The sequence below is a fragment of the Rickettsiales endosymbiont of Trichoplax sp. H2 genome (assembly GCF_009690945.1).
Classification (GTDB): domain Bacteria; phylum Pseudomonadota; class Alphaproteobacteria; order Rickettsiales; family Midichloriaceae; genus Aquirickettsia; species Aquirickettsia rohweri.
Genome location: NZ_NPHZ01000005.1, coordinates 63,731 through 89,633, shown reverse-complemented (window position 1 = coordinate 89,633; position 25,903 = coordinate 63,731). Strand labels below are relative to the sequence as shown.

30 protein-coding genes are annotated in these 25,903 nt (G+C 26.5%); 18 read left to right on the top strand and 12 right to left on the bottom strand.

Features of this window, described 5'->3' with window-relative positions; genetic code table 11:
- The first annotated feature begins 127 nt into the window (after positions 1-127).
- From nrdR to h2es_RS05900, 6 genes are all read left to right on the top strand, one after another.
- Positions 128-589, top strand: a complete 462-nt coding sequence (gene nrdR / locus h2es_RS05925; protein ID WP_126045093.1) for a transcriptional regulator NrdR — start codon at positions 128-130, stop codon at positions 587-589.
- Complete coding sequence (locus tag h2es_RS05920; protein ID WP_154512277.1) at positions 582-1,676, top strand: UDP-N-acetylglucosamine--N-acetylmuramyl-(pentapeptide) pyrophosphoryl-undecaprenol N-acetylglucosamine transferase; 1,095 nt, start codon at positions 582-584, stop codon at positions 1,674-1,676. The genes nrdR and h2es_RS05920 overlap by 8 nt, the downstream gene beginning before the upstream one ends.
- 416 nt (positions 1,677-2,092) lie before the next feature.
- Positions 2,093-3,784 carry a flagellar hook-basal body complex protein gene (locus tag h2es_RS05915; protein ID WP_154512275.1) on the top strand — a complete coding sequence of 564 codons (1,692 nt, stop codon included), beginning with the start codon at positions 2,093-2,095 and terminating at the stop codon, positions 3,782-3,784.
- A gap of 87 nt (positions 3,785-3,871) precedes the next feature.
- Positions 3,872-4,567 (top strand): protein-L-isoaspartate O-methyltransferase family protein, encoded by a 696-nt coding sequence (locus tag h2es_RS05910; protein ID WP_154512273.1) that lies wholly within the window; start codon positions 3,872-3,874, stop codon positions 4,565-4,567.
- 13 nt (positions 4,568-4,580) lie between these two features.
- Complete coding sequence (locus h2es_RS05905; RefSeq protein WP_154512271.1) at positions 4,581-5,198, top strand: DsbA family protein; 618 nt, start codon at positions 4,581-4,583, stop codon at positions 5,196-5,198.
- A gap of 42 nt (positions 5,199-5,240) precedes the next feature.
- Positions 5,241-6,554 (top strand): porin, encoded by a 1,314-nt coding sequence (locus tag h2es_RS05900; RefSeq protein WP_154512269.1) that lies wholly within the window; start codon positions 5,241-5,243, stop codon positions 6,552-6,554.
- A 340-nt stretch (positions 6,555-6,894) separates the two neighbouring features.
- Here h2es_RS05900 and h2es_RS05895 read toward each other — a convergent pair whose 3' ends face one another.
- The 3 genes from h2es_RS05895 to h2es_RS05885 all read right to left on the bottom strand — a co-directional run bounded on the left by h2es_RS05895 (position 6,895) and on the right by h2es_RS05885 (position 8,927).
- Positions 6,895-7,416, bottom strand: coding sequence for a hypothetical protein (locus h2es_RS05895; RefSeq protein WP_154512267.1), 522 nt, complete (start codon positions 7,414-7,416; stop codon positions 6,895-6,897).
- A 410-nt stretch (positions 7,417-7,826) separates the two neighbouring features.
- Positions 7,827-8,312: a hypothetical protein gene (locus tag h2es_RS05890; protein WP_154512265.1), complete on the bottom strand. Its 486-nt coding sequence runs from the start codon at positions 8,310-8,312 to the stop codon at positions 7,827-7,829.
- Between the two features lie 78 nt (positions 8,313-8,390).
- Positions 8,391-8,927 carry a hypothetical protein gene (locus h2es_RS05885; protein WP_154512263.1) on the bottom strand — a complete coding sequence of 179 codons (537 nt, stop codon included), beginning with the start codon at positions 8,925-8,927 and terminating at the stop codon, positions 8,391-8,393.
- Between the two features lie 172 nt (positions 8,928-9,099).
- Here h2es_RS05885 and dnaX point away from each other — a divergent pair, with 172 nt between their 5' ends.
- The 4 genes from dnaX (at position 9,100) to rpmB (ending at position 11,454) form a co-directional block, all read left to right on the top strand.
- On the top strand, positions 9,100-10,353 hold the full coding sequence (gene dnaX / locus h2es_RS05880; RefSeq protein ID WP_154512261.1) for a DNA polymerase III subunit gamma/tau: 1,254 nt from the start codon (positions 9,100-9,102) through the stop codon (positions 10,351-10,353).
- Positions 10,354-10,358: 5 nt separating this feature from the next.
- A complete protein-coding gene (locus h2es_RS05875) occupies positions 10,359-10,715 on the top strand; it encodes a hypothetical protein (RefSeq protein WP_276310345.1) in 357 nt (118 codons plus the stop codon).
- Positions 10,716-10,722: 7 nt separating this feature from the next.
- A complete protein-coding gene (locus h2es_RS05870) occupies positions 10,723-11,034 on the top strand; it encodes a YbaB/EbfC family nucleoid-associated protein (RefSeq protein ID WP_126045209.1) in 312 nt (103 codons plus the stop codon).
- A 117-nt stretch (positions 11,035-11,151) separates the two neighbouring features.
- On the top strand, positions 11,152-11,454 hold the full coding sequence (gene rpmB, locus h2es_RS05865; protein ID WP_126045208.1) for a 50S ribosomal protein L28: 303 nt from the start codon (positions 11,152-11,154) through the stop codon (positions 11,452-11,454).
- A 284-nt stretch (positions 11,455-11,738) separates the two neighbouring features.
- Here rpmB and h2es_RS05860 read toward each other — a convergent pair whose 3' ends face one another.
- Entirely contained in the window at positions 11,739-12,533 is a 795-nt protein-coding gene (locus h2es_RS05860) for an N-acetylmuramoyl-L-alanine amidase (RefSeq protein WP_154512259.1), read from the bottom strand.
- Between h2es_RS05860 and h2es_RS05855 the strand changes: the two genes are divergently transcribed.
- Together h2es_RS05855 and h2es_RS05850 are read left to right on the top strand one after the other, a co-directional pair.
- Positions 12,525-13,799 (top strand): AmpG family muropeptide MFS transporter, encoded by a 1,275-nt coding sequence (locus tag h2es_RS05855; RefSeq protein WP_154512257.1) that lies wholly within the window; start codon positions 12,525-12,527, stop codon positions 13,797-13,799. The two genes, h2es_RS05860 and h2es_RS05855, sit on opposite strands and share 9 nt — an antisense overlap.
- The gene (locus tag h2es_RS05850; protein ID WP_154512255.1) at positions 13,792-14,922 is read left to right on the top strand and encodes a hypothetical protein; all 1,131 of its coding nucleotides are present in this window, start codon (positions 13,792-13,794) and stop codon (positions 14,920-14,922) included. Before h2es_RS05855 ends, h2es_RS05850 begins: the two co-directional genes overlap by 8 nt.
- Before the next feature lie 309 nt (positions 14,923-15,231).
- Here the strand turns inward: h2es_RS05850 and h2es_RS05845 are convergent, their stop codons facing one another.
- From h2es_RS05845 to ssb, 4 genes are read right to left on the bottom strand one after another with little or no spacing between them, the layout of a single operon-like run.
- Positions 15,232-15,954 carry a hypothetical protein gene (locus h2es_RS05845; RefSeq protein ID WP_154512253.1) on the bottom strand — a complete coding sequence of 241 codons (723 nt, stop codon included), beginning with the start codon at positions 15,952-15,954 and terminating at the stop codon, positions 15,232-15,234.
- A 60-nt stretch (positions 15,955-16,014) separates the two neighbouring features.
- A complete protein-coding gene (queA, locus tag h2es_RS05840) occupies positions 16,015-17,082 on the bottom strand; it encodes a tRNA preQ1(34) S-adenosylmethionine ribosyltransferase-isomerase QueA (RefSeq protein ID WP_154512251.1) in 1,068 nt (355 codons plus the stop codon).
- A gap of 1 nt (position 17,083) precedes the next feature.
- Entirely contained in the window at positions 17,084-17,548 is a 465-nt protein-coding gene (locus h2es_RS05835) for an RNA pyrophosphohydrolase (RefSeq protein ID WP_154512249.1), read from the bottom strand.
- A gap of 24 nt (positions 17,549-17,572) precedes the next feature.
- Positions 17,573-18,010 carry a single-stranded DNA-binding protein gene (gene ssb / locus h2es_RS05830; RefSeq protein WP_154512247.1) on the bottom strand — a complete coding sequence of 146 codons (438 nt, stop codon included), beginning with the start codon at positions 18,008-18,010 and terminating at the stop codon, positions 17,573-17,575.
- Positions 18,011-18,167: 157 nt separating this feature from the next.
- On the opposite strand from ssb, the gene rpmE reads away from it, so the two are divergent.
- Positions 18,168-18,452: a 50S ribosomal protein L31 gene (rpmE, locus tag h2es_RS05825; protein ID WP_154512245.1), complete on the top strand. Its 285-nt coding sequence runs from the start codon at positions 18,168-18,170 to the stop codon at positions 18,450-18,452.
- A gap of 694 nt (positions 18,453-19,146) precedes the next feature.
- On the top strand, positions 19,147-20,289 hold the full coding sequence (locus h2es_RS05820) for a Fic family protein (RefSeq protein WP_154512243.1): 1,143 nt from the start codon (positions 19,147-19,149) through the stop codon (positions 20,287-20,289).
- A gap of 154 nt (positions 20,290-20,443) precedes the next feature.
- Here the strand turns inward: h2es_RS05820 and h2es_RS05815 are convergent, their stop codons facing one another.
- Positions 20,444-20,752: an FtsB family cell division protein gene (locus h2es_RS05815; protein ID WP_154512241.1), complete on the bottom strand. Its 309-nt coding sequence runs from the start codon at positions 20,750-20,752 to the stop codon at positions 20,444-20,446.
- An 86-nt stretch (positions 20,753-20,838) separates the two neighbouring features.
- On the opposite strand from h2es_RS05815, the gene h2es_RS05810 reads away from it, so the two are divergent.
- The 3 genes from h2es_RS05810 to h2es_RS05800 are packed head-to-tail and all read left to right on the top strand — an operon-like array spanning position 20,839 to position 23,285.
- On the top strand, positions 20,839-21,153 hold the full coding sequence (locus h2es_RS05810; protein ID WP_126044866.1) for a preprotein translocase subunit SecG: 315 nt from the start codon (positions 20,839-20,841) through the stop codon (positions 21,151-21,153).
- 7 nt (positions 21,154-21,160) lie between these two features.
- Positions 21,161-22,801: a CTP synthase gene (locus h2es_RS05805; RefSeq protein WP_326845013.1), complete on the top strand. Its 1,641-nt coding sequence runs from the start codon at positions 21,161-21,163 to the stop codon at positions 22,799-22,801.
- Entirely contained in the window at positions 22,788-23,285 is a 498-nt protein-coding gene (locus tag h2es_RS05800; protein ID WP_154512237.1) for a hypothetical protein, read from the top strand. Before h2es_RS05805 ends, h2es_RS05800 begins: the two co-directional genes overlap by 14 nt.
- 47 nt (positions 23,286-23,332) lie before the next feature.
- On the opposite strand, the gene h2es_RS05795 is transcribed toward h2es_RS05800, so the two are convergent.
- Positions 23,333-23,497, bottom strand: coding sequence for a Sec-independent protein translocase subunit TatA (locus h2es_RS05795; protein ID WP_126044864.1), 165 nt, complete (start codon positions 23,495-23,497; stop codon positions 23,333-23,335).
- 85 nt (positions 23,498-23,582) lie between these two features.
- Between h2es_RS05795 and h2es_RS05790 the strand changes: the two genes are divergently transcribed.
- Positions 23,583-24,428, top strand: coding sequence for a glycine--tRNA ligase subunit alpha (locus tag h2es_RS05790; RefSeq protein WP_154512235.1), 846 nt, complete (start codon positions 23,583-23,585; stop codon positions 24,426-24,428).
- A gap of 467 nt (positions 24,429-24,895) precedes the next feature.
- On the opposite strand, the gene h2es_RS05785 is transcribed toward h2es_RS05790, so the two are convergent.
- Positions 24,896-25,297 carry a DUF2628 domain-containing protein gene (locus h2es_RS05785; protein WP_126044648.1) on the bottom strand — a complete coding sequence of 134 codons (402 nt, stop codon included), beginning with the start codon at positions 25,295-25,297 and terminating at the stop codon, positions 24,896-24,898.
- 7 nt (positions 25,298-25,304) lie between these two features.
- Positions 25,305-25,903: hypothetical protein (locus h2es_RS05780; protein WP_195909987.1), on the bottom strand; the 599-nt coding region annotated here is incomplete at its 5' end.

Sequence of the window (25,903 nt, the reverse complement as noted above, 5' to 3'; positions counted from 1 at the left end):
ATGTTATTATTTAAATATTGTCAGAATTAATTTTAGATAGATACATAAATATATAAAAATAATTTGTATTTGCCATATAATTCGTTATTTTAAAAAAACAATTATTGTTTTATTTTTAATAAAAATTATGAAATGTCCTTTTTGTGGGTTTTTAAGTACACAAGTTAAAGATTCAAGACCATCAGATGATAATTCTAGCATAAAACGTCGAAGAATTTGTAATAATTGTGGAGCAAAATTCACTACTTATGAAAGGATAGAAGTAAGAGAGGTTATGGTTATAAAGAGAAATGGATCTAAAAGACCATTTGATATTCAAAAATTACTAAGGTCACTTGAAATAGCTACTAGAAAAAGGAGTATAGGTCATGACTCTTTAGACCAAATTGTGTCAAATATTGTAAAAAAATTACAAAAATTTGGAGAAGGAGAAGTTGAGACAAAAATTATTGGGGAACTAGTAATGGGGGAACTAATAAGAATAGATCAAGTTGCTTATGTTAGATACGCTTCAGTTTATATGGATTTTAAAGAAGTAAAGGATTTTAAGGAATTAGTGCAAATCTTAGATCTTAAAACTGATGACTAAAAATAAATTAATACTGATATCAACAGGAGGTACTGGAGGACATGTATTCCCTGCTCAGGCTGTTGCTGATAGACTAATGAGTAAGAATTATAGTTTACATTTAGTTACTGATAAAAGAGCTTTAAAATATTTAGATGGTGCTTTTTTAGATATGAGAAAAACTATTATTCTTGCCTCAGGAGTAAATGAAAAATTCAGTAGTAAATTATTAAATTTTACTTTACTTATTATTAGTTCTTTAAAAATAATGGGGAAGTTTTTTTTACAAAAACCAAAAATAGTTGTGTCATTTGGAGGATACCCAACTTTACCAGCTTCTTTATATGCAATAATTTTTCGTGTACCACTTATTTTGCATGAACAGAATTCTGTACTTGGACAAATAAATAGATTATTTTTACCTTTTGCAAAAAAATTATTTATATCATTTCCAAACACTCAAAATATAAAAGAAAAATATAAAAATAAAGTTATTTTAACAGGGCTGCCTATAAGGAATAAATTTATAGAAGCAGTGAATAATAAAAAGATAAAGAGGAATAGATATTTAAAAATTTTAGTTGTTGGTGGTAGTCAAGGAGCGAGAATTTTTAGCGATATTATACCTAAATCCATACAAAATTTGGGTAAAACATTGCAAGAAAGAATTCACATAACCCAACAAGCTAGAGAAGAAAATATTGATGAAGTTATAAGTGAATATTCAAAAATAAAGTGTAAATATAATATAAAAACTTTTTTTGATAATCTTGAGGAACTTTATGATAAACATGATTTAGTTATATGCAGAGGAGGTGCCTCATCAATTGCTGAGTTAATGGTTTTTAAAAAAGTTGCAATATTAGTTCCATTTGCAAAAGCAAAAGATAATCATCAATTTTGTAATGCAAAATTTTTAAATGAAAATTCAAAAATTATATTGAAAACAGAGGATAAATTTTGCCCAAAATGGTTATCTTTATTTATAGCAGATTTATTAAATAATCCTGATAAGCTACAAGATATTCAAAAATCTTATAATAATAAATATAAGGATCTTCATTTAAATTCAGTGAATAAATTTGTGAAAGAGTTAGATAATATTTAATATTACACATCTTATTTATTAATTTTCTGGATTGCCACGAGCATTAAAATGCTCTTGCAATGACAATGCAGGCAAAGTCATCACGAAGAAGAGACGAAGTCTCGACTGTGGTGATCCAGAGATGTTGTTTCATTTATGTTTGTTGATGCATTACTGGATTGCCACGAGCATTAAAATGCTCTCGCAATGACTATATCGTTGTTTCTAACTGTGCTAAATATTGCTTTATAGTGGCGTTAGCTCTTTATAGAGCAATTGTTATCGGCAGCTTAGGTTAATGATAAATAGTGAGCTACATTCATCTACAATGACGAGATAGAAGAAAGATTTATTAATAAAAACAAAATTAAGGAAAAAATTTGGCATAAGAATTGCTGATATCTTTAGTAATTGAATTTAATTTAAGGTAATTAAAAATGTCTTCAGCAGGTATAGCAGCAGTAACACAAGGTATGGCAGCAGCAGAATTTATAACTGGTAAATTAGGAATCAACCTTAGTAATGCAAATACACCAGGTTATAAGGGGTTTGGCACTTATCTTTTAAGTGAAACTAGTAAATATAATGGTGGTGTTAATGCAGGATCTCGTATAAATGCTAATATTCAAGGAGAAATATCTGAAACAAAAAATGAATTTGATTATGCAATAGAAGGTGATGGATTTTTTGCTTTAAAATGTGGAGAACAAACAAAATACACCAGAGCTGGTAGGTATGAATTAGATAACCAAGATTTTATTAAATCACCAAATGGTTGCTATCTTTTAGGTGAAGCATATACTGATGATAATCAGGATCAAGTGACTGATATTGAAAAAGCAAATTTAAAACCAATTAAATTAGATAAAAATCCAATTAAAGGACAAGCAACTACAACTGCTGATATTTCCTTAAGCTTAAGTGCAAAACAGATGGTTATGGGCGGAGGAAATGGGGATTTAATTGTTCAAAGTTTATCTGATAACGACAAATTTAAAATGTATTTTTATGAAACAAAAGGAGATAGTCAACCTCAAACATCTGAATATAATTTTGTATATAGAGTGTTAGATACAAGTACAGCAGAAAAAACAAAGGAGACTAAAGCAAAGTTTGATCCTATAACTAACACAATAATATTTAATGATAAAACTACATTGATAGACCAAGTTAATAATAATTTAGGTCATTTTATTAATCTTAAAGCACAAGTTACTGGCAATAAAATAGACTTTGAAGTTCAAAGTTCTTCAGGAAATAATGTTTTGGCTAAATTTGATTCTACTCCGCAAATATTAGGAAAGCTGAATTTAGGTAGTTATTTATCTGCAGGATATGTTAAACCTAATTATGATGCAGGTGATGCAGCATTAAACATGGCTGGTGGAAAAATTAGAGCTGATGCAAAAACTGAATTCAATGTAATAGATAGTTTAGGAAATGATCATGAAATTTTTGTTGCGTTTAAAAAAATTGCAACCATGAAATATGCTGTTGAAGTATATACAGCAAAAGGGGATGTTAATAATGGTAGAGATGATGGTTTAATAGCAGCTGGAACAATAAAATTTGATTCAAAAGGTAAGGGAGAAATAGAAACAGCTTCTACTATTTCTGGTGTTAAGGGTTTGGAGGATGAATTAGAGTTTAGATGGGCAGATGAAGGTGAAAGTTTAGCTGGTCCTAATAATATTCAAATAAATTGGAATAAATTGCAGATGTATGATGATAATCAGCTTATAAACATAGATTCTGATGGTAAGAAAGGTGGTATATTACAGAGTACAAGTGTTGATGATAAGGGAAATTTAACAGGTCATTACACTAATGGAGATCAGAAAAAATTAGCAGCTATTCCTGTTGCAATATTTAAAGATCCATTAAAACTGGAAAATGAATTTGGAACTATATTTTCTGATACAGCTGAATCTGGAAAGCCAAGCTTTAGAGTTGCTAACTTAAATGGTGCAGGTAAAATTGTAAGTGGCAATTTAGAGGGAGCTAATGTAGACGAAACAAAATCTATGACTGATTTAATGAAACAACAGAGATTTTATTCATATAATGCAAAATCATATGGTATGATGAATAACATGGAAGATGTTTTATTAGGTGTGATACGTGTATAAATTTTTAAATTTTAATAAAAAAAGTGCTGCAAATACCTTAATAATATTATATTAATAATATTAAGATAATTAAATATAGTTTTAATTTTGCAACTAAAAATAAAAGAAAAATTAGACGAAAATTACTTTGCAAAAGCAAGGTATAATATGGTCCATAATCAGTTAGTACCAAGCGGTATAATTGATAAGAAAATTATTGATTCATTTTTAAAGGTCTGTCGCCATAAGTTTATTATTAGTCAGTGGAAAGAAGTGGCGTACTCTGATTCAATTTTACCAATATTTAATACAGAGATATTTGTGGATGATAATAGATTTATTATGTCTCCACTTGTTTTAGCTAAAATGCTTCAATTTGCTAAAATTAAGTCCAATTCTGTGGTTTTTGACTTTAATTGCAATACTGGGTATTCATCAGTAATTATTTCAAATATTGCTAAAAAAGTAATTGCAGTAGATATTGATAAAAGGTTGTTAAAAATTGGTATAAGCCAAGAGTTATTAGCCCAAGCAGGAGATGTTATTTCATTTAGATTATTAGAAAGTTTTAAAGATAATATGGAAGATGCAAAATTTGATATAATAATAGTTAACGGTATTATGAATCAAATTCCAAAATTCTTTAAGAATATAATTGTTGAAGGTGGCAAGATAGTTCTTATAGAAAAATATGATCATATTGCAAAGATTGTTAAATACATTAAGCATAACGAAAAATTATTTAGAGATGAACTGTCTAATGTTGATGCTGATGAACGTATATTAGTCAAAACTAAGTTATAAATAGATATATGGTATGAAAAATAAACGTTATATATTGCTATTCATTCTATTTTTTTTAATTTCAGCCATAAGTTATGCAGATAATGTTGAAGCTAATAAATTGCAGATTCTAAAGTTAAAAGAAGATGATCATTATATTGGCAATACAAAAGCTAAGGTAACTATTGTCACATATTCCTCGTTATCTTGCCCTGGATGCGCAACTTTTCATGAAAATATACTGCCAAAAATTAAAAAAGATTATATTGATTCAGGAAAGCTTTTATATATCTTTAGAGATTATCCAAATAATGAACCTGCTTTATATGGTGCAATATTAGCTAATTGTTTTGATAACAGTTATTTTGAATTAATAGATGTTTTATTTAAATCGCAAATTAAATGGGCATTTAGAAAAGATTTTAAACAAATGCTTAAAAATATAGGAAGACTTTCGGGTTTTAATGCTGAAAAAATAAGTAAGTGTTTTGAAGATAAAAGCTTTTCTGATCAATTGCAGATGAAAGCTTTTAAAGATATGAAAACTTTAAACTTAAATCAAACTCCAACTATTTATATTAACCAGGAGTTTATTATTGCAAATAATTATGACGATTATGTAAAAATTATTGACAAATACTTAAATAAATAGATAGTACTTAAATTACTGAATAAACATAAGAGTTAAAAAATTATGGGAAATAAAAAAATTATATACTTAGCTACATTGTTAAGCGTAATTCCAACAATATTACTAGCTGATGATAATACAATTAAAGATTCATCTATTAAAATATCAGGAGAAATAGATCCTAAGTATGGAATTGTAAACCAATCTAAAGATTTTAGAAACGATTTAAGTAGTCCAACTAATAAATACAAACAAAATTCTTTAGCAACCAGTGGGTCATTAAAATTTAATTATGATCAAAAAACTGAAAAAGGTTTAGGTTATGGTGGTTATATAAAATTAAATACTAATACTTCAAAGACTTCTTCTGGTAGTGAAAATATTGCAAATGAGCTGAAAATATATCTTGAAGGTAATTTCGGTAAATTTGAAGTTGGTAGTACATCGCCAGTAGGTAGCAGTATGGAAGTAAATTCTTACTCTCTTGCACGTGCAACAGGAGGTTTAGATGGAGAATGGTCTGATTGGCTTAAAAATGGTGGTGTTTTAACAAGTAGTAGTGGTAGTAAATATGCTATTGATGGTAATTACATTACTGCACCACAGTTGCCAGTTGGTTTTGATGAAACAACTAAAGCTGGGAAAATTAACTATTTTTCACCAAAGCTCAATGATTTTACATTTGGATTAAGTTATGTCCCAGATTCTAAAGCTAAGGGAACTGTTAACCAGACACGTAAAGTGTTAAATAATTCTGGGGGTGGTTATAAAGATATTTGGCAGCCAGCTGTAGGGTATGAAAAATCATTTGGTAATGGTGTAAAATTTACAACAGCGATTCTTGGAGAATTTGGTAAGGCGAAGAAAATTTCTTACTTTGACAGCATAGATGATGCTAAAAGTACTACTACTCCTCCTATTGAAGGATCAAGAAATAATCTAAAAGCATGGCAGGTTGGTGCTGGTATTGGTTATCAAGGTTTTGCTTTTAATGGTGCCTATGGTGATATTGGTAAATCTGGAACTTTAGTTGGAGATACTAATAGCAAACAAGGTGGTCAATATTGGTCTTTGGGGTCTGCATATGCAACAGATAAATATGGAATAAGTATTGAGTATATGCAAAGTAAAAGAGCTGGAGCTTTAGCTAAATATACTCCTGAAGGTTCTACAGATGATCTATTGGTTAAATTTGATCAGAAAGATTACAATAAATTTGAAGCAATATCTATTGGTGCTGATTACACAGTAATGCCAGGATTTATGCCATATATTGAAGTTACTAGATTTAACTTTAAAAAGAATGAAAATTTTGGTAACGATGCTAAATTTAATAAAGGTACGGTTGTTTTAGCTGGTACTAAGATTAAGTTTTAATTGAAAGAAAGCTTTGCTAATAATTTCAATTTAAGAATATTTAAACCTTAAAAGCTTATTGGGCATAAGGTTTAAATCTCTTTAGTTTATTTGTTGGTTTTTACGTATAAATAGTATAACTTCACAAAAATTTTTCTATAGTTAGAATAACAATATAAATAATAACACCTTTAAATATCAAATAAAAAATATTATTTAGCTAATGATTTTAAAACATATAAGTTGTGGTTAGTAGCAGGGATGTGTAGCAATAGTAAATAATATTTAAAGTTAGCTAATGCTTTGTTTTTATTAACTATTAGTGTTGCAGATATTGCTAGTTATTTATAAATAGTGCTGATTATAATTCTTCTTTAACTTCTGAATTTTCAAGTATGTGTATAACATTATTTAAGTTTTCAATTGTATTTTCCACATTATCAAATATTGCTTTATTATTTTCACAATATTCATAACTTCCATGTTTAGAGATTCTAGCTTTATTATCGAGGCAATATGTAAATGGTACCTCTACCATTTTTTTTAATTTAAAAGTAGTATCAATAAAATCAGGATCTTTTAAATTATCATTTATATCTTGTAAAATATCATTTATTTTTTTAGAAGAACCACATATGGCAAAATTTGATTCATTAGAAATTCTACCTTTGTTGTCAAGGCAAGAGTCTGGATATTTAGTTGTTTCAAAATACTCGTAAAATTTTTTTTGTAAACTACAAGGTGCAAAAACACCATCATTAGATATTCGTCCTTTGTTATCTAAACATAAATATCCTATTTTTAGAATAGCAAAAAGTTTTTCCTTCTTATCAGTTAAACTAGCTAGTAATTTACTTTTATTATTTTTATATGACTCAACCATAATAGACTCACTATTTAAATTTTTTATTAGTACTTTCGGATTAAGATCGTATATTAAATAAATATTAAAGCAATATAAATTTTAACTTGGTATAAGATCTAAGAATTAGTATATATATATATATCATAAGCTAAATAAAAACATGCTTAAAATGCTAAAAAAAGCTATATGAATCTGAAAGTAATTGTTATTGAACAAAGATTGTCAGTAACTTTTAAGTATAGTAAATTGTATAAGTACTCTTTTATAATATTACAAAAAGTAAATAGCCATATCAAAAATTATGGAATTGGTAGAAATATGTAGTTAAATTTAAAATTTACTTTAATATGTGCTAATAGCCAATAATAATTAATCACCAAGAAATTAAAAGTATATCTTGGTGATTTTAGATTTATAAAAAAAATATTTTATAATTCGTCTTTAGGAGCATCTGATGCTTCAACTGTGCTGCAAGTAGCATTGATAATATTTTCAAGTAATTCAACACCTGCTTCAGCTGGATCAGAATTAAATTCTTTGATAGCTTTGTTTTCTCCACTTTTAACAGTTTTTACATCTGCTTTTATTGCAACAATGCTTTGCTTACTTTCTTCGATTAATTTTTCTGAGCTATCTTTAAAATCTGTTAAAACTTTTAAATAATCATGATCTTTAATATCTGAAGAAATTTTACTAAAAACCTTGATTGAATCAGCTGCAAAATTTTCTAGATACTTTATTGATTGACCATTTAGCCCATAATCTTTAAGAATTTTGTCTGCGATAGATACTGATAGATCTACAGCTTCTTTAGAATTAAATGACTTACCTTTAAAAGCTTTAATACAAGGTCCTATATCACTTGCAATTTTGACCATATCCTCTGCTTTTTTAAAAAACTCTGATATTGACATTTCACTACTCCTATTATTAGTTAAAAATAAAATGCTAAAATAAAAATTATTTTTTGTCTATATACTTAAAGGTGTAAGTTATAGTTCATCATGAGTAGTATTAGTATTGTTCTGGTTAGCATTAGGGGGTGTAGTGCTATAAGGATTTTCCTCTATAATTTGACAAGTTGCACTTATGGTGTTTTCTATAAAAATCATGGCTACTTCTGCGCTTTGAGCTGCTAAGATTGCACCATTTGTTGCAATAATTTTGTTGGTTTCTTCAGTAGCTTCAACACCTAAAGAAACCATCTCTGGTAATGTTTCTTTTAGCCCAGGAATTAACTCAAAGATACCTTTTGCAAATTCTATAGCGCAGTGCATATATTTTTTATTATCAAAGTCTTGATGCATTTTATGAAATGTGTTTAGTACATCGTGTATTGCATATTTTACTTCATCAATAATCTTATCAACTCCGTATTTTTTTTCTAATTTTTTAATTACCAATGGTATTAGACCAAGTTTTTGTTTATAAGTTAAATTTTCTTTTCTATATGCTTCTATGCAAGGAATAATTTCTTCAAATAAATTTTTCAATTCATCTAATTCTTTTATAAATTTTGATATTGACATTTTTATACCCCACTAATTATATTGAATTTACACTTTTTCATTTAAATAAATTTTTGTCAATAATCGTAAAAACTACTAAAAGTTTTTATTAATAAATTTTTTTAATAGTTTGATGTACTTTTATAAATATTTCTTTATATTAAATTTAACCTAAATATTTCAGTAATTTTATATGGTTAATCAGGGCGATATATTTGCAGATGACAGTAATAAGAAAGAAAAATATAAAGTGTTGGCTAGGAAATATAGACCAAGGCTGTTTAATGATATTATTTCTCAATCACATATTATTACTGTAATAAAGAATTCTATAGAAAGTAATAAGATTCACCATGCATATATGTTAACTGGAATAAGGGGGGTTGGTAAAACAACTTTTGCTAGGATTGTTGCAAAAGCTTTAAACTGTATTAATAGTAAAGATAATTTGCCAATTTTTACCCCATGTTTAACTTGTAGTAACTGTGTTTCTATAGAAGAGGGTAGGCATCAAGATATTTTAGAAATTGATGCAGCAAGTAATACAGGAGTTGCTGATATTAGAGAAATTATAGAAAACTCTAAATATAAGCCTATAGCATCAAGGTACAAAGTCTATATAATTGATGAAGTGCATATGCTTTCTAATAGTGCTTTTAATGCATTATTAAAAACTTTAGAAGAGCCGCCTGAACACGTTAAATTTATTTTGGCAACAACTGAAATAAGAAAAATACCCCTGACAGTTTTATCTAGATGTCAAAGATTTGATTTACATAGATTAGATCTAAATCAATTAGCTAAATATTTGCAAGAAATTGCTAATAAAGAAGGGTTTGAAATTGATGAAAAAAATGCATCATTAATCTCAAAGGCTGCACAAGGTTCAGTTAGAGATGGATTGTCACTTTTAGATCAAGCTATTTTAACATGCAAAAACACTAATGTAATTGGTTCAGATTTGCTTGAAAAAATGTTAGGAATTGTAAATTTAGAATATATTTATCAATTATTTGATTATATTCTAAAAGGCAGTACTCAAGATACTTTAAAATGTTTAAGAGATCTATATATCAAAGGTGCAGAACCATATATAATGCTGCAAGAATTGATGGAAATTTCCTATAAAATTAGTTTGTGTAAAATTGGAAATGCCAAAAATCTTATTCTATCTGATTATGAATTAGATAAATGTAATAAAATTGCTGAAAAAATATCTGTTATTACTATTACAAGATTTTGGCAAATGTTTAATAAAGCACTGGTAGATGTTAAAAATTCTTATGATCCTATGCTTACACTTGAGATGAATATTATAAAAATATGCTATGCTAATTTTACAATAACCCCTGAAGAAATATTAAAATCATTTAATAATGAGGATAATAAAGGCAAAATTAGTTTTAATACCTCAGAACAAAACGTAAAAAAAAATCCTTTAATTTAGAAAAAATAGAAGATTTATTTTCTTTATTAGAAGAAAATATGGAAATGATGATTCTGCATACAATCAAGAATGATCTATCAATAATAGAGTTTAAGCAAGGTTATATTAAGATACAAGATAATAATAAGAGTATATCTTTAAGCGATATAAAATCTAAATTATTTGAAATTACTGGCTTTAAATGGCTTATTGAGAGCGTATCGGATATTGAAGGAGTTAATTATGGTTTAAAGGAAAAAAGTATTATTAATGAAAGAAAAGAGCTGATAAAAAATCAGGACTTAATTCAAAAAATACTAAAAAGCTTTTCAGGAATTGAAATTGATGATATTAAATTATCAAATATTGATAACAAAAAATAGGTATTTTATGAATATTCAACAGATGATGAAGCAAGCTCAATCTATGCAAAAAAAGATGCAAGAAGTGCAAAAGAAAATGGATGATATAGAGGTAACTGGTACAGCTGGTGGTGGAGCAGTAACTATTATTACCACAGGTAAAGGTGAAGTAAAAAAAGTTAAAATTGATAAAAGTATTGTAAATCCAGATGATACAGAAATTATTGAGGATCTAATAGTTGCAGCATTTAATAATGCAAAGCAAAATGCTGAGCAAACTAGTAATGAAGAAATGAGTAAATTAGGTATTTCTCCAGATATACTTAAAGGTATGATGTAATAATTTTTAAAGTTTAGTATACTTATTAATAGCATATAGGTTAATTTCTACTTGTAATTTATTAATTAATTTGCTATAAATTGGCCTACGGTTTAAATATATAATACAGTTAATAAAATGACAAAGAAGTGCCAAATTGATGCTAATAAATCAGTATTAGTAGGTAATAATGTATCTCATTCCAATCGTAAAACAAAAAGAAGATTTTTGCCAAATATGCAGAATTATTCATTGATGAGTGAAATTTTAGGCACTTTTGTGAAATTTAGAGCTACACCAAGAAGTGTGAGAACAATTGAACATAATAATGGTCTTGATAATTTTTTATTAAGCACACCAAATTCAAAATTAGCAAGTGAAGCAATTAAAATTAAGAGAAGGATAAAGAAAGTTATCCTTAAGAAAAATAATAAGATATAGGTAGAAATTAACGGTCATTGTGAATGAACATAGTGAGTGCTATGATTCACTGCTCCAGTATTGTAATTTCAAGAGCATAAAGTGCTCGTGGAAATTCAGCAAAGCCTCAGTCAATATAAATAATGGTAATATCTCTTGGTTACTATAGTCAGAATTTCATTATTCTCTTGTGATGACACTTTAGGTATGGCAAGCAATAAAATACATCTCTTGTGACTGTAAGGCTTAAGTAATTCGTTAGCAGGATTTGAAATTTATTTTTAACTTCTTATCTGTAGTTTGGATTAACTTAAGTTACACATAACTTTTTCTAATACTTTTTCTGAATGTATATCCCATATTCCATAGTTTATTTGATTAGTGGTAATATTTATATGTTGTAAATAATGTAAATTAAATGCAAATATAACATTAGCAAGGTGTTTATCAAATAAGCCATTGTAATTTATCTCATACCCAAGCTTTTGCAATTTGTTTTGTAATAGTTCAATATTTTGTCCTTTATCACCTAACTTAAAGATAATTTTATTATTATCTCTTTTTTCTATTTCATGATATATACCATGGCCAAGTATATTTAAAAATTTCCAATCAAATGAAATGCCAGGATCAATCTTTCTTAAATTTCTAGCTGTTATATCACTATGGCCAATTATATTTTTATCTTGGATTTTAGGATACATTTTTTTTAATTCACAAATTAATTTTGCAAGAGCAAAGTATGTATTATTAGAAAAAGTATTTATATTTAATACTTGAACCTTATTATTTAAAAATTTAAGTTTCATACCTTTATTAACAATTTCTATACCAATAGAATATTGATTAATATCATTTTTCCCACTCCAAAAACTTTCTCCTGCATGCCAAGCCTTAAATTCTAAAGGTACTAACTGGTGTATATCTCCTTTTTCACTAATTAAGAAGTGGCTACTTACTTTACCAGATTTAGTTAATATATTATATGAATCTTTAAATCCCAATTCTGTATAGTGAATAATGATTGTATTGATTTCACTACCAAACTTTCTTTTAGAATAATTTGAGTATTTTGTATTAAGCTTTATTTTATGATACATTGTAAAATATATGTGTGTGTTGAAATCTCTGTGATTAAAAAATTTAATTTAATAAAAAATCTTATTGTTGTTTTTATTTTAGGTATAAGTAGTGGTTTACCTTTAGTTATTACAGGTTCAATTCTTAAAGCATTGTTATTTGACTATAACATAGATTTTAAAACAATAGGAGTACTAGGATTAGTTACAACTCCATATTCTTTCAAATTTCTTTGGTCACCATTGATTGATTACTTAAAAATTCCCTTTCTAAGTAGACAGCTTGGTCATAGAAAATCATGGATATTGATATCTCAAGTTTTTTTAATAATTTTAATTATATTATTTGGTAAGATAAATCCCCAAACTAATATGTTGTGGTTTGCTATATGTGCGTTTTTTCTTGCATTTTTCTCAGCAACTCAAGATATTTGTATTGATGCTTATAGGATTAAAATATTGAATAAAAATGAACAAGGATTAGGTGCATCATCCACCATTTATGGATATAGAGTTGGTATGATTATATCAGGTGTTGGAGGTTTATATTTAGCTGAGATTTATAGTTGGAAATTTGCTCTTTTTGCAATGGGAATAGTTATATTGTTAACAACATTTGCGACTATTATTGCATCAAAAACAGAGGAAGAAAATTTAGAAAATAAAAAACCATCTTTAGCAGAATATTTTTATAAGCCTATAATGATGTTTATTAAAACTAAAGATTGTTATCTGATTTTAATTATGGTTGCACTATATAAGCTTAGTGATGCATATCTTGGTGCTATGACAACACCATTTGTAATGGATGCCGGATATAGTAAAATAGAAATAGCCAATGCTATGAAAACTTTAGGTCAAATTGGAACTTTCGCAGGAGTTGCTATTGGCGGGTGGCTAGTATTAAAATTAAAGCCAGGTATCAATTTATTTTTTGCTGAAATATTGGCAATGCTTTCAAATTTACCTTTTATTTTAATTAACATTTTACCTAAAAATCTGTATTTACTTGCTATTATTAATGGTTTTGAAAATTTTACAAGCTCAATTAGTAATATTGCATTAGTAGCTTATATAAGCAGTTTAAGTAAAAATAAATATGCAGCAACTTATTATGCGGTTTTAACTTCAATAACAGCTATAGGAAGGACTATTGTCTCATCTTCTTCTGGTTTTTTAGTTGAAAGTGTAGGATGGAACAATTTTTTTGTTATTTCTTCTTTGTTATCATTTCCTTCTTTGATATGTATATATTTATTATTTTTTAGAAAGAAAATTAATGAATAATTACAATAAAAATTTATTAGATATTGTTAAAGTTGAATTATTGAGCAGAAAAATTTCATCAATTGATGAAGTTCTAAAAATCATTTACTTAACAAAAAAACTTTTAAAAAAATCTAATATTAGGTTTTATGATATTTTTAATCAGGTTATACCTGATTTGCATCAGGATATTGTTAAAACAATTGAATTAAACGAATATATTTATAACTACTCTAATAAATTAACGCCGTTAACATATCCTTTGAAGTATAATAAAAATTTTGAGTTATTAGCTGGAGCTTTAGAATTTTGCAAAAATTATACTCATTATATTTTTTCAGATGAATTGGTAAGTGATTTAGAAGATGAAAAAAAATCTTTTACAAGAATTTTATTTAAAGGGCTTGATTCTTATTTAAATTATATAAAAATATTCTATTACTCAATTTTAAATTTAGTTCTAAAAAAAGACTTATTTGCATTTTGTAATGAAAATAAGGTTTTAAATTTAGATTATAGTGCAAATATTCAGTCTACAATATTGCCGAAAAACTTAGATGTAGATAAACTAAATTTTAATATTTTTGAGTGGAAATATTTTTATAAAGATGAATTTAGCCCAAGTCAGGGAGAATTATTATATTTTACAAATGGATATACATTTGGTGGCTCAAGTGAAAATGTTAGATATAAATTAAAAAAGTTTAGAGATGAAGATTGTTTGACATCAATTTTAAAATGGATTGGAGCTGAAGAAGATTTTGATCCTACTATATTACCATCATTTTCAACTTTAGATATTGAAAAATATTTTGATAATTATAATAATTCTAAAAAATCCAAATTTCATGATATTTTGTCAAAATATTTAATTCCCATAAGTGACTTTAGACAAGCAAAAGTTGAAGATATATTTGCATATAGGGAATATGATATACAGAGAGAGCCACTGAAAAGAAACTATAAATACTCCATATCAGGGCATATTGGCGTGATATCAAAGATTGTTAATAGTGTTTCTTTTGAAAATATAAGTTACTCTAGACATATACCTGAGGTAGAAGGCTTGGTATCATCTTTGGAAAATTTAAAATCTTATCCTCATAAGAAATATATGTTTTTTGGATTAAAAAATTATATGTAATATACCCAGAGCTACAGATAAGAATTGCTCTATAAAGACCTAGAAAGCGACCATACAGTAATATTTAGTACAGTTAGGAACAACGATATAGTCATTGCGAACGAATCGTAGATGAGTGTGGCAATCCAGGAAAATTATCAACAAATGTAACAGTAACTCTGGATCACCACAGTTGGAATTGCATTCCTCCTTCGTGATGACAGTTGCGAAGGTTATGGCTCATGATGAGTCGGAGAGATGCTGTGTTTCATGATTGCAAAATTTGATATAAATTTCTTAAGTCTTATCTGCAGTTCAGGTTAATTATGGTCAAACATCATTACAAAAAGTATCGATTTCTGTGCAAACTTTATTTTCAAAAGAAACAGATAAATCACAATATTTATCTAAATAAGTGTCAAATTTATCAATAATTGGGTCAATGCTTTTAATACCTTTAAAGTTTTCTAAGGTTTGTTCCATGACATTTTTATTATTACATACTTCTTTAGATAATTTAAAAAATTTCTCTATGATATAATTTGTATCATTTAATATCAAAGATTTAGATTGGTTATTTGATAAATAAATTTCTAATCTGTTATTATTTTCGAGTAAATCAGTGCAGGCTTTTTCTAATTTTATACAAGCTCCAGTTTTTAATGAAGATAAAAAAGTGCATGATTCATCTAAATAAAAATCAAGCTTTTCTATAATAGGTTTAAATTGTGGAAATATTTCAAGAATTTCTAGTTTTTCTTTTATACTTTCCTCTTTACTGCATACACTAATAATAAATTTTGGAAGGTTATCCATTAGGTATTTTAATTCATCTATAATGCCATTTTTACTTTCATTTTTTAAAGCTTCATGTTTTTCTTGTAACACTCTATAACTTTCTAGGGCATTTTTTATGTCAGGAAGTGATTTTTTTAATTCTTGTAATTTAGGATCAGATTGATTTGATAGTTCTTGTACTTTTTTATGAGAAGCTATAAGTTGTTGAGTTAAAGCTTCATTTTCGTTTTGTAATTCATTTATAGATTTAGCCATATTTTATTCCTAAAAACTGTTAATGTTCTATTTTTAGGATATATTTATATAGAAAATAAATCAACTATTAGTTGTGTGATTATTTTTAATTCTATCTAGCCAACATGCATCTCCATATGAGAAAAATCTATAATTATTTTTTATAGCATGAGTATATAATAATTTTATATTATTTATTCCACTAAATGCGCTAATAAGCATGAGTAAAGTGGATTTAGGAGTATGAAAGTTAGTAATTAAGCAATCTACTACTTTGAATTGATATCCAGGGGTTATAAAAATATTGGTTTCACTGTTTTGGTACTTAATAAATCCATTGCTATCTGAAGAAGATTCAATAGCTCTCAGTGTAGGTGTGCCTACACATATCACTCTATTACCATCTTGTTTGGTTTTATTTATTGCTTCAGCAGTTTCTTGTGGTATAAAAAATTTTTCTAAATGCATTTTGTGTTCAAAAATATTTTTTGACTTTACTGGTAAAAATGTTCCAGATCCCACATCTAATCTAATAAAATTAATTTTAACTCCTATGCTTTTTATCTTATCTAATAAACTATTTGTAAAATGTAAGCCTGCTGTTGGAGCTGCTACTGATCCGTATTCTTTTGCAAATACAGTTTGATAATCTTGGTTATCAGTTTCCTCAGGTTTTCTTTTTAAATAAGGTGGGATTGGCATCATACCAATATTGCATATCTTATTTAGTAATATGGGATTGCTGTAATTAAATTTTAGAGTTATTTCTCCTGAATTTAATATTTTAACTACCTCACCTTTTAAATTATTTGTAAAAATAATCTCTTTATTTAAAGAAAGTAGTTTTTTTGGTTTTGCAAATGCAAGCCATTTATTAGGAGTTATTTCCCTGTTTAGATAAATAACTATTTCTTTTGATATATTGAATGAGTTATTAACCTTTCCAACTAAATATGCAGGTATAACTTTGCTATTATTGAATATTAATAAGTCTCCTTTTTTAAATAAATTTATTATTTCAGGAAATTTATAATCAAAAATTTTTGCACTATTATCTAAGTATAATAATTTAGAATTACCTCTAGGGTAAATTGGATGTTTTGCAATTAAATTTTTAGGTAATTCAAAATCAAATTCAGATAACTGCATTTTATATCTTTACAATTATTTTCTTAAATTCATCTGAAATTTTTTTATACATAGATTTTTTAAAATCTACTATGATACTTTCTAATTTATTGATATCAATCCATTTCCAATCAGCAAATTCTGGAGTATATAAGTTTATGTTAATTTCATTATCATCTCCAAGAAATTTTAATAAGAACCACTTTTGTTTTTGTCCACGATATTTACCATTAAACCACTTATTTTGATATATTAATGGAAAATCATATTGATACCAATTTTTAGATTCTGTAATTATACTAAAATTATTTGTTCCCATTTCTTCCATAGCTTCACGGTATAAAGCTTTTTTTGGAGATTCATTTTTATCAATTCCACCTTGAGGCATTTGCCAAGCACCTTTAGGTTTTATTCTTTCTGCAACAAATACTTGGTCATTTTGGTTAATCATCATAATACCAATGCCAAGCCTATATAAATCAGACATGGAGAAAAGAGTTACCTTATTAATTTAGTATGGAACTTTATCGTCATTATCATCTTCATTGATATCAGTAGAGTCATGAACAATTTCCTCATTACTAGATTTATTGCTATTTTTATTACCTAATAAAATAACTGTGCTGTTATATGTTTGTAATACGATTTCTGTAGTATATTTTTTTATACCTGTTTGATCATTCCATCCTCTAGTTTGTAATGAACCTTCTATGTATATCCTGCTACCCTTGTTAACATGGCTTTTTATTATATTAACTAATGCTGGTATAAATACTACTACTCTATGCCATTCAGTTTTTTCTCTACGTTCACCACTATTCTTATCTTTCCAATTTTCTGTAGTTGCCAAAGGAAAAGTAACAATTTCTTTGCCTTCTTGTGTTAATCTTACTTCAGGATCTTTACCAACATTACCAATAAGAGTGACTTTATTTAAACTAACAACCATTTTATTTTTTAAACTCTAATAATTAATATTAATACAATAGGACTATAATGTTTTACATTTTATGTAAACATAAACTTATATAATTTTAAAAAAATTCTTGCTCTTATAATATTTTTTTTGTATCAAGAAGGGGTAATAGTTATTTATAAATAAATTCATGTCTAAGGTTAAAGTTACAAATAAAGAAAAAGTGAGCAAAAAAGTAGTTAATTTAAAAGCAAAAAAATCGCTACATCCTAATTATAGAGAGATAACAGTTGAGATGACTGATGGAACAAAATTTAAAACTAGGTCTACTTTTTCAAGTGATTACCTAAAATTAGATGTTGATCCAACTACTCACCCAGCATGGACAAAAGAGGCTAATTACGTTAATACTAAGGCAACAGAAGTATCTAAATTTAATGATAAATTTAAAGGCTTGTCTTTTGGTAAAAAGTAGTCAAAAGTAGTTAATAATATTATTAATTTATACTGATATTTTTATTCACTAAATAGGGAATCTTAGCTTTGCCATATGTTGGATTCTCTCTTCTTAATTTTTCAATAAGATCAATTATGGACTGCACTATTTTACTGGCATTGAATTCACTTGATCTTTTTGATCTTGTTATAAGGACATTCAGTCCGATCTTTTGCTCTAAAACTTTATAGTGATAATATTTGCTTCTACTTATACATACTATCCTTTTTATCTCCTTTCACTTACCTTTCTGTTTCCTTAGAATTATACAATTATGTAGTTTTTTGTAAAGCCTTAACTTCTGGTTTTGCCTACTCTTCATAAGCTACATATTTCAATAAATTGTTCGTTTCGCCATATATTAAATGTGTTTGCATATCTTAAAATTTTTTATGTTATTTTTAAGACTTTGCTTCACATTCCTCAACATCAAATATTTTGCTTCGCATGAGCTACACTAAACAAAATATTTTTAACATTGATTCAGTCCTACATGTGTTTCAACTTTTACAACTAATATTTATTTTATGAAAAAGTATTTGACATATTATAAAATAAATGTATAGTGCGCGACTAATTAAGTATTTTTAATTAGTTAGAAAAAATATTTTGCACTAGTTCATATAGCTGTGAAGCTATATTATTAATCAATGCCGTATAATGGGGTATAAAAATGAGTAAAAAAAATTTAAGAGCTAAAAAAGCACACTTTTCTTCAGATTTTAGTTATACAAAATCAGTACTTATTGGATTATTTGCAGCTATTATCTCTCCTGTTATATATTTTATAAAGAGACAGCATGATAATATAGATATGAAAGATAGTAAACATCAACGATATAATAAAAATTGTTATAAAGAGGATGTGCAAATTGATTTAAAGGGAAATTTTTACCAACCAGGCATATATTATATACATGAAGGTGATATAGATAGTTTAATTGAGAAGAATCAAAAATTAGCTAGCATTACAGGTAAAAATGTTGATGATTTATGGGATATTTATTCAAAAACTTATCAATATGGGAAAGCTGATATTAGTGCATATTCTTGTGTTGATGCAGAACTTTTAATACTAGCTGAAAACGGTGATTATAATTGGGGAATTAATAAATTTGGAAATAAAAAATTTAGCGATCTATCAGTTGATCTAATAAAAAGTTGGTGCAGGGTTGTGAACGACGAAGTATTATCTTCAGATAAAAAAGGTAGGTGTTTTAGAGATGATAAAGTAGAAGTAAAAATAAAGGGTTTTGCTAATAATAAAGTAGCTTATTTGCCTCCAGAAACAACAAAAAGCTTAGTTAAAAAAGTTGATACAATAATTAGTAAAACAAAAGATTTAATGCATGATAGCTGTGTAGATGCTGCTGCTTATTTCCATATTGAATTTGTGAAGGTTCACCCATTATATGATGGAAATGGTAGAACTGCACGTTATTTTATGAACAAAATTTTAGACGAGTGCAGTATGAAAGAAGCGTATTTTGCTTCGAATGAGTTATATACTCAGGCAGTTGTAAATTCAATAGAAAGTATGAGCTATAAACCATTTAGAGATTTACTATTGAATACAATTTGCCGTAAGGAAGCTTTTGATTTTTACCCTGATAAAAATTGTATATTAGATGATGTTATAAATAAGCTAGGAAATTCAAATGAAAGTGAAAATTTACAAATACTTGCTAATAATGGTTTTGATATGCATGGTCTAAAAAAGTGTCATAAATATTTTGAGGAAAGTGTTGATAAATATTTAGATTCTAAAGAAGAAAATTATGATAATCAATCTATAGAAAATCACTTTGTTGCATAAGAATATTGATTGAAATTTACTAAAAAAAATGAAAATTTTCAATTAATAAGATTCTGAGTGGATCAAATATAACAAAAGCTACTTTTCTATCATAAATAAAGATTGATAATGGAAAAAAATATTCAGTAGGTATTTGTCTGTATTCTTTATATTTTTATTGATTTTCAAAAATACAAACTTCATTTACACCAATCAACCCAAAATTTTTTCTTGATAATTCATCTAAATAATCTTTATTTATACTTTTATCATAAATTAAATTTACTTTGTTTTCTAAATATTTTTTTTGATCTTGTAATAAAGATAGTTCTTTCTTTCTAATAATTAACTCATCTTTTAGATCGAGCATTTTTATATATCCCCTTTCTCCAACAAAACAATGTAGTGTGAAATAAAATATTATCACTATAAAAATGAAATTAAATATTAATAAAGCATAGTTAATAGTATTGTTTTTGTTCATAAAAACTTTGATTAAATTTTATTAATGATGTATTAATACTAAGTTATGTATTTATATACCATTTATAAACAATTGAAGCAAAAAATATGATTTCTTTTTTATTTGGTTTTCAAATTTTTATTACTATTTTAATATCACTTATAATAGTTTTTCAAAAATCTAGCAGCGATGGAATTGTAGTAAGTAATAATGGTGGACAAATTCCAAGTAATGCACAGCATTCGTTTATTAGTAAATTTACTATATTCCTTATTTTTATATTTATGGCAAATAGTTTAATACTTGCTAGAAATTCTATAAGTCAAAATAAAGAGAGCAGTGCTATTATAAAGTCTTTAGAAAGTGAAGATATTTCTAAAGATGCAATAATTAGTGATGCTAATGTTCCAAAAATGGAGTAATAAATTTGTGACTAAATTTATATTTATTACAGGTGGTGTAGTATCATCCTTAGGTAAAGGAATATCAACATCATCAATAGCTGCTTTATTACAAGCTCATGGGTATAAAATAAGAATAAAAAAACTTGATCCATATTTAAATATTGATCCTGGAACTATGAGTCCATTTCAACATGGTGAGGTTTTTGTAACTGATGATGGAGCAGAAACGGATTTAGATATTGGTCATTATGAAAGATTTACAGGAATATCTGCCTCAAAATCGGATTCAATAACAAGTGGTAAAATATATTCAAAATTACTGTTAAAAGAGAGGAGCGGTGATTATTTAGGTGGTACTGTACAAGTTATACCTCATGTTACAAATTTAATAAAAGAATTTATTTTAAAAGAAAGTGAGTTAGTAGATTTTTTACTTTGTGAAATTGGTGGTACTGTTGGAGATATAGAAGGTCTACCATATTTTGAAGCTATTAGGCAATTAGGATATGAGTTAGGCAAGGATAATGTTATATACATACATTTAACTCTTATTCCATATCTAAAGCATGCATCAGAATTAAAAACTAAACCGACACAACATTCTGTAAAAGAGTTAAGATCTATAGGAATTCAACCAGATATAATTTTGTGTAGGAGTGAAAAAAAGATTCCTGATAATGAAAGAAAAAAAATTGGATTATTTTGTAATTTAAAAGAAGAAAATGTTATACCATCTCAAGATTTAGATTGTATATATAGAATCCCTTTATCATATCATCATGAAGGAATTGATAAACAGATTTTAGAAATTATGAATATGCCGTATAAAGATGGTGTTAATTTATCAAAATGGCAAGAAATTGACAAAAATAATAAATTAATAAAGGGCAAAGTCAGAATAGCTATTGTAGGAAAGTATCATTCATATAAAGATTCATATAAATCATTAATTGAAGCTTTTAAACATGCTGAAATTTACCATAAACACAAAGTTGAGTTAATTTGGATTGAAACAAGCAATTTAACACAAGATAATATTGCCGATAAATTTGAGCAAATTGATGGTATAGTAATTCCAGGTGGTTTTGGAAAAAGAGGTGTTGAGCAAAAAATATTAGCTATAAAATATGCAAGAATTCACAAAATTCCTTTTTTTGGAATTTGTCTTGGTATGCAATTATCAGTCATTGAATTTGCTAGAAATGTATTAAATATTACCGATGCACATTCATCAGAATTTAATTTAAACTGTACACCAATATTTGATTTAATGAGTAATCAAAAAAAGGAAAATAATTTAGAAAATAAATCATCTAAAGCAAATATAGGTGGTACTTTAAGGTTAGGTAAATATACTTGTATATTAGCAAAAGAAAGTAACATTTATAAGATTTATGATTCTGAAAAAATTGAAGAAAGACATAGACATAGGTATGAATTTAATGTTAAATTTAAGGAAATATTTATAAATAGTGGGTTAGCTCTTAGTGGTATGTCTATTGATAAAAAATATGTAGAAACTATTGAGGTGAAGGATCACCCCTGGTTTATTGGTGTTCAATATCATCCAGAGTATAAATCAAAGCCATTTTCTCCTCATCCACTGTTTATATCTTTCATTTACTCTGCAATAAATGGGCAAAAGGTAAATTATGTTAAAAGTTGATAAAAATCATTCATTTTTTAGTAGTTATAAATCTATAATATTCATGATTTTAGTTCTTTTAACTTCACTTGTTTTTTCATTTATTTCGACTAATCTTTTTATCTTAACATTTTTTGGATTTTTACCAACATTAGTTGCTATATCAGTTGATAAAAACCCCAGTAGGATATTATCTCAAATTATTTTTCTTTTTAACCTCCTTGGAAGTATTCATTTGTTTTTGGATATTTTATTCAATGCTGATAATATTCAGCAAATCTCATATATAATTATATCTATGCCACATACTTGGGTAATTATATACTTATCTTGTGCATTTGGGTGGGTTGTATATGTAATTGTGCCAAAAATAATATACTATTTTATTTATAACAAGAAATTTGACTTATTTCATGAATTAAATCAAGAATTATGTAGTATTCATGAAGAGTGGGGTGAAGATAACATTAATACTGCTTTAAAAGAGATAAAAAGTAAAAATTAGTTAATTTTTTAATTCTATTATTAACTTATTAGACTATATAAAGAAAATCATTCTTGTTTATTATCAGTATCCTTATTTTTTTCATCCATTCCTTTCCTGAATGATCTTAAACCTTTGCCTAATTCGCTCATAACTTTTGGTAGCTTGCCTGCTCCAAATAATACAAATACTATAAGTAATATAATTAATAATTCTCCAACTCTGCCAGTCATATAAAAATTAACTTGATATAATTTTTTCTTTAGTGAATATTAGTATATTTAAAATTAATAATATTAGCAAGTTTATAAATTTACGATGCATTTTCAAGATATAATATTTAATCTTCAAAAATACTGGAATCAACAAGGTTGTGTAGTACTTCAATCTCTGGATACAGAAGTAGGTGCTGGCACATCTCATCCTGCTACTATGTTAAAATCTTTGGATGAAAAAAGTTGGAATGTTGCATATGTACAACCTTGCAGGAGACCTGCAGATGGTAGATATGGTGATAATCCTAATAGAATGCAGCACTATTATCAATTTCAGGTGCTTATGAAGCCATCTCCAGATGATATTCAAGAAAAGTGTTTAAATAGTTTAAAAATTCTTGGAATAGATAGTAATTTACATGATATAAGATTTGTCCATAGTGATTGGGAGAACCCTACTCTTGGTGCTTGGGGTTTAGGATGGGAAGTTTGGTGCAATGGTATGGAAATTATTCAATTTACTTATATGCAACAAGTTGGTAGAATATCATGTAAGTTAATTCCTGGAGAAATAACTTATGGCTTAGAAAGGCTTGCTATGTATATTCAAGACAAGGACAATGTTTGGGATTTAGTATGGAATTCTAGTGGTATTACATATAAAGATATATTTTTAGCTCAAGAAAAAGAATTTTGTGAATTTAACTTTAATGTTGCTAATACAGATATGTTAATCAGGCATTTTAATGATTATGAAGTTATGGCACAAAAATTAATAGATAAAAATCTACTTTATCCTGCTTACGACTATTGCGTTAAATCATCTCATCTTTTTAATATTCTTGAAGCAAGGGGTGTATTAAGTGTTACAGAAAGAGCTTCATATATTAGTAGAGTTAGAAATATTGCTAAGAATTGTTGTTTAAAGTTTTCTCAAAATTGCAATTAAAAACTATAGCATGTCACTCATAATTTTAATATGAAATGCATATAGGATAGAAAGCAACAATACAGTAATATTTAGTACAGTTAGGAACAACGATATAGTCATTGCGAACGAACGAAATGAGTGTGGCAATCCAGGAAAATTATCAACAAATGTAACAACAACTCTGGATCACCACAGTTGTAATTGCATTCCTCCTTCGTGATGACTCCAAGAGATGATATGTTTCATGATGACAAAATTTGGTATAAATTTTAACTTCTTATCTACGGCTCGGGCTATATTAAATCCAATTTTATTTTTTAACTTCTTTACTGAAGTAAAAAGAAATATAAAAGATAATATTGCTATTACAAACATAGATATTATAAAAGAAATATACTCTCCTTTTATAATAGTGCTTCTGATTTAATCTTATAAGTTAAATAAAGAAGTCATAAATTTGTAGAAATAAAATTAAAAATTTTTATTTACTTTTTATTATTAGTTTTAAGCTTTAAATTTAATAATAATTTTGATAATGCTGATTCTTTTGATTCTGCATAAATTATTGATTTTAATAGGTAATTTTTATTAACTAGTTTTTTTTGTATCATAGAGCTACTGTAAATTGCAAAATATATTGAAATACATAAAAAAATAAAATTTTTTATATTGCTATCTATTATTTCTAAAAAACTTAAACATGATATTATTATAGATGCTGATATATAAAATATAACACCATTCCATAATCTATTGTATATTAGCCAAATAAAAGTAAACAAAAAGGCCATAAAAGATACTTTTTCTTCAACAAAAATACAATCTTGTAATATTGAATCTTTATTAATATTCGTTTTGTTGCAATAAACCAAAAAAGTTTTACTCATAAATATACTATATTGTTAACTTTGCTAATATGTATATCACTGCTACTGAGAATAATAAATAACTTATTGTAAGAGTTGTATTCATACATTTTTGTTCTACATCTTGTTTTGATTCTAATTCACTAACAATTTGTTCTAATTTATTTTGTATTTTACTTGTTTTAGCTACATTCTTTAAAAAATTTTCTTTATCACCCTGAAATAAGTCTTTCTGATCTAATATATCGATAATTTTAGATAAGTCTCCTTCTTTGGAAATTTCTTTTATTTTTTCTGAAATTTCTTTTTTAAATTTTTTACTTTGAATAAATTTATCAAGAAATTTAATAATGTTTTGTGAAAATAACTTAGATAAATAAGAAAGTTTTTGAATTTTATATTCTTTCTGAACTTCGCTGAATAATAATAGAAGCTTAAAATAACTTGTATTTTTGATTATTAAGTTATTGAAATATAAATATTTTGTTAAGTAATCATCTTCTAATTTTGAATGTAAAAAAGGAGTTAAATATAAATTATTAAAAATAAATTTTTCAGAAATATTATTTTCATTAATAAATTTTAACATGTTAATTGGAGAAAAAATTACCTTTTTTGAAGGTAAGC

What these genes read in the sequence shown, in the direction of transcription:
- nrdR (WP_126045093.1), top strand. Translation starts at nt 128, where the DNA reads ATGAAATGTCCTTTTTGTGGGTTTTTAAGTACACAAGTTAAAGATTCA.
- h2es_RS05920 (WP_154512277.1), top strand. Translation starts at nt 582, where the DNA reads ATGACTAAAAATAAATTAATACTGATATCAACAGGAGGTACTGGAGGA.
- h2es_RS05915 (WP_154512275.1), top strand. Translation starts at nt 2,093, where the DNA reads ATGTCTTCAGCAGGTATAGCAGCAGTAACACAAGGTATGGCAGCAGCA.
- h2es_RS05905 (WP_154512271.1), top strand. Translation starts at nt 4,581, where the DNA reads ATGAAAAATAAACGTTATATATTGCTATTCATTCTATTTTTTTTAATT.
- h2es_RS05900 (WP_154512269.1), top strand. Translation starts at nt 5,241, where the DNA reads ATGGGAAATAAAAAAATTATATACTTAGCTACATTGTTAAGCGTAATT.
- h2es_RS05895 (WP_154512267.1), bottom strand. Translation starts at nt 7,416, where the DNA reads ATGGTTGAGTCATATAAAAATAATAAAAGTAAATTACTAGCTAGTTTA.
- h2es_RS05890 (WP_154512265.1), bottom strand. Translation starts at nt 8,312, where the DNA reads ATGTCAATATCAGAGTTTTTTAAAAAAGCAGAGGATATGGTCAAAATT.
- h2es_RS05885 (WP_154512263.1), bottom strand. Translation starts at nt 8,927, where the DNA reads ATGTCAATATCAAAATTTATAAAAGAATTAGATGAATTGAAAAATTTA.
- dnaX (WP_154512261.1), top strand. Translation starts at nt 9,100, where the DNA reads ATGGTTAATCAGGGCGATATATTTGCAGATGACAGTAATAAGAAAGAA.
- h2es_RS05870 (WP_126045209.1), top strand. Translation starts at nt 10,723, where the DNA reads ATGAATATTCAACAGATGATGAAGCAAGCTCAATCTATGCAAAAAAAG.
- rpmB (WP_126045208.1), top strand. Translation starts at nt 11,152, where the DNA reads ATGACAAAGAAGTGCCAAATTGATGCTAATAAATCAGTATTAGTAGGT.
- h2es_RS05855 (WP_154512257.1), top strand. Translation starts at nt 12,525, where the DNA reads ATGATACATTGTAAAATATATGTGTGTGTTGAAATCTCTGTGATTAAA.
- h2es_RS05860 (WP_154512259.1), bottom strand. Translation starts at nt 12,533, where the DNA reads ATGTATCATAAAATAAAGCTTAATACAAAATACTCAAATTATTCTAAA.
- h2es_RS05850 (WP_154512255.1), top strand. Translation starts at nt 13,792, where the DNA reads ATGAATAATTACAATAAAAATTTATTAGATATTGTTAAAGTTGAATTA.
- h2es_RS05845 (WP_154512253.1), bottom strand. Translation starts at nt 15,954, where the DNA reads ATGGCTAAATCTATAAATGAATTACAAAACGAAAATGAAGCTTTAACT.
- queA (WP_154512251.1), bottom strand. Translation starts at nt 17,082, where the DNA reads ATGCAGTTATCTGAATTTGATTTTGAATTACCTAAAAATTTAATTGCA.
- h2es_RS05835 (WP_154512249.1), bottom strand. Translation starts at nt 17,548, where the DNA reads ATGTCTGATTTATATAGGCTTGGCATTGGTATTATGATGATTAACCAA.
- ssb (WP_154512247.1), bottom strand. Translation starts at nt 18,010, where the DNA reads ATGGTTGTTAGTTTAAATAAAGTCACTCTTATTGGTAATGTTGGTAAA.
- rpmE (WP_154512245.1), top strand. Translation starts at nt 18,168, where the DNA reads ATGTCTAAGGTTAAAGTTACAAATAAAGAAAAAGTGAGCAAAAAAGTA.
- h2es_RS05820 (WP_154512243.1), top strand. Translation starts at nt 19,147, where the DNA reads ATGAGTAAAAAAAATTTAAGAGCTAAAAAAGCACACTTTTCTTCAGAT.
- h2es_RS05815 (WP_154512241.1), bottom strand. Translation starts at nt 20,752, where the DNA reads ATGAACAAAAACAATACTATTAACTATGCTTTATTAATATTTAATTTC.
- h2es_RS05810 (WP_126044866.1), top strand. Translation starts at nt 20,839, where the DNA reads ATGATTTCTTTTTTATTTGGTTTTCAAATTTTTATTACTATTTTAATA.
- h2es_RS05800 (WP_154512237.1), top strand. Translation starts at nt 22,788, where the DNA reads ATGTTAAAAGTTGATAAAAATCATTCATTTTTTAGTAGTTATAAATCT.
- h2es_RS05795 (WP_126044864.1), bottom strand. Translation starts at nt 23,497, where the DNA reads ATGACTGGCAGAGTTGGAGAATTATTAATTATATTACTTATAGTATTT.
- h2es_RS05790 (WP_154512235.1), top strand. Translation starts at nt 23,583, where the DNA reads ATGCATTTTCAAGATATAATATTTAATCTTCAAAAATACTGGAATCAA.
- h2es_RS05785 (WP_126044648.1), bottom strand. Translation starts at nt 25,297, where the DNA reads ATGAGTAAAACTTTTTTGGTTTATTGCAACAAAACGAATATTAATAAA.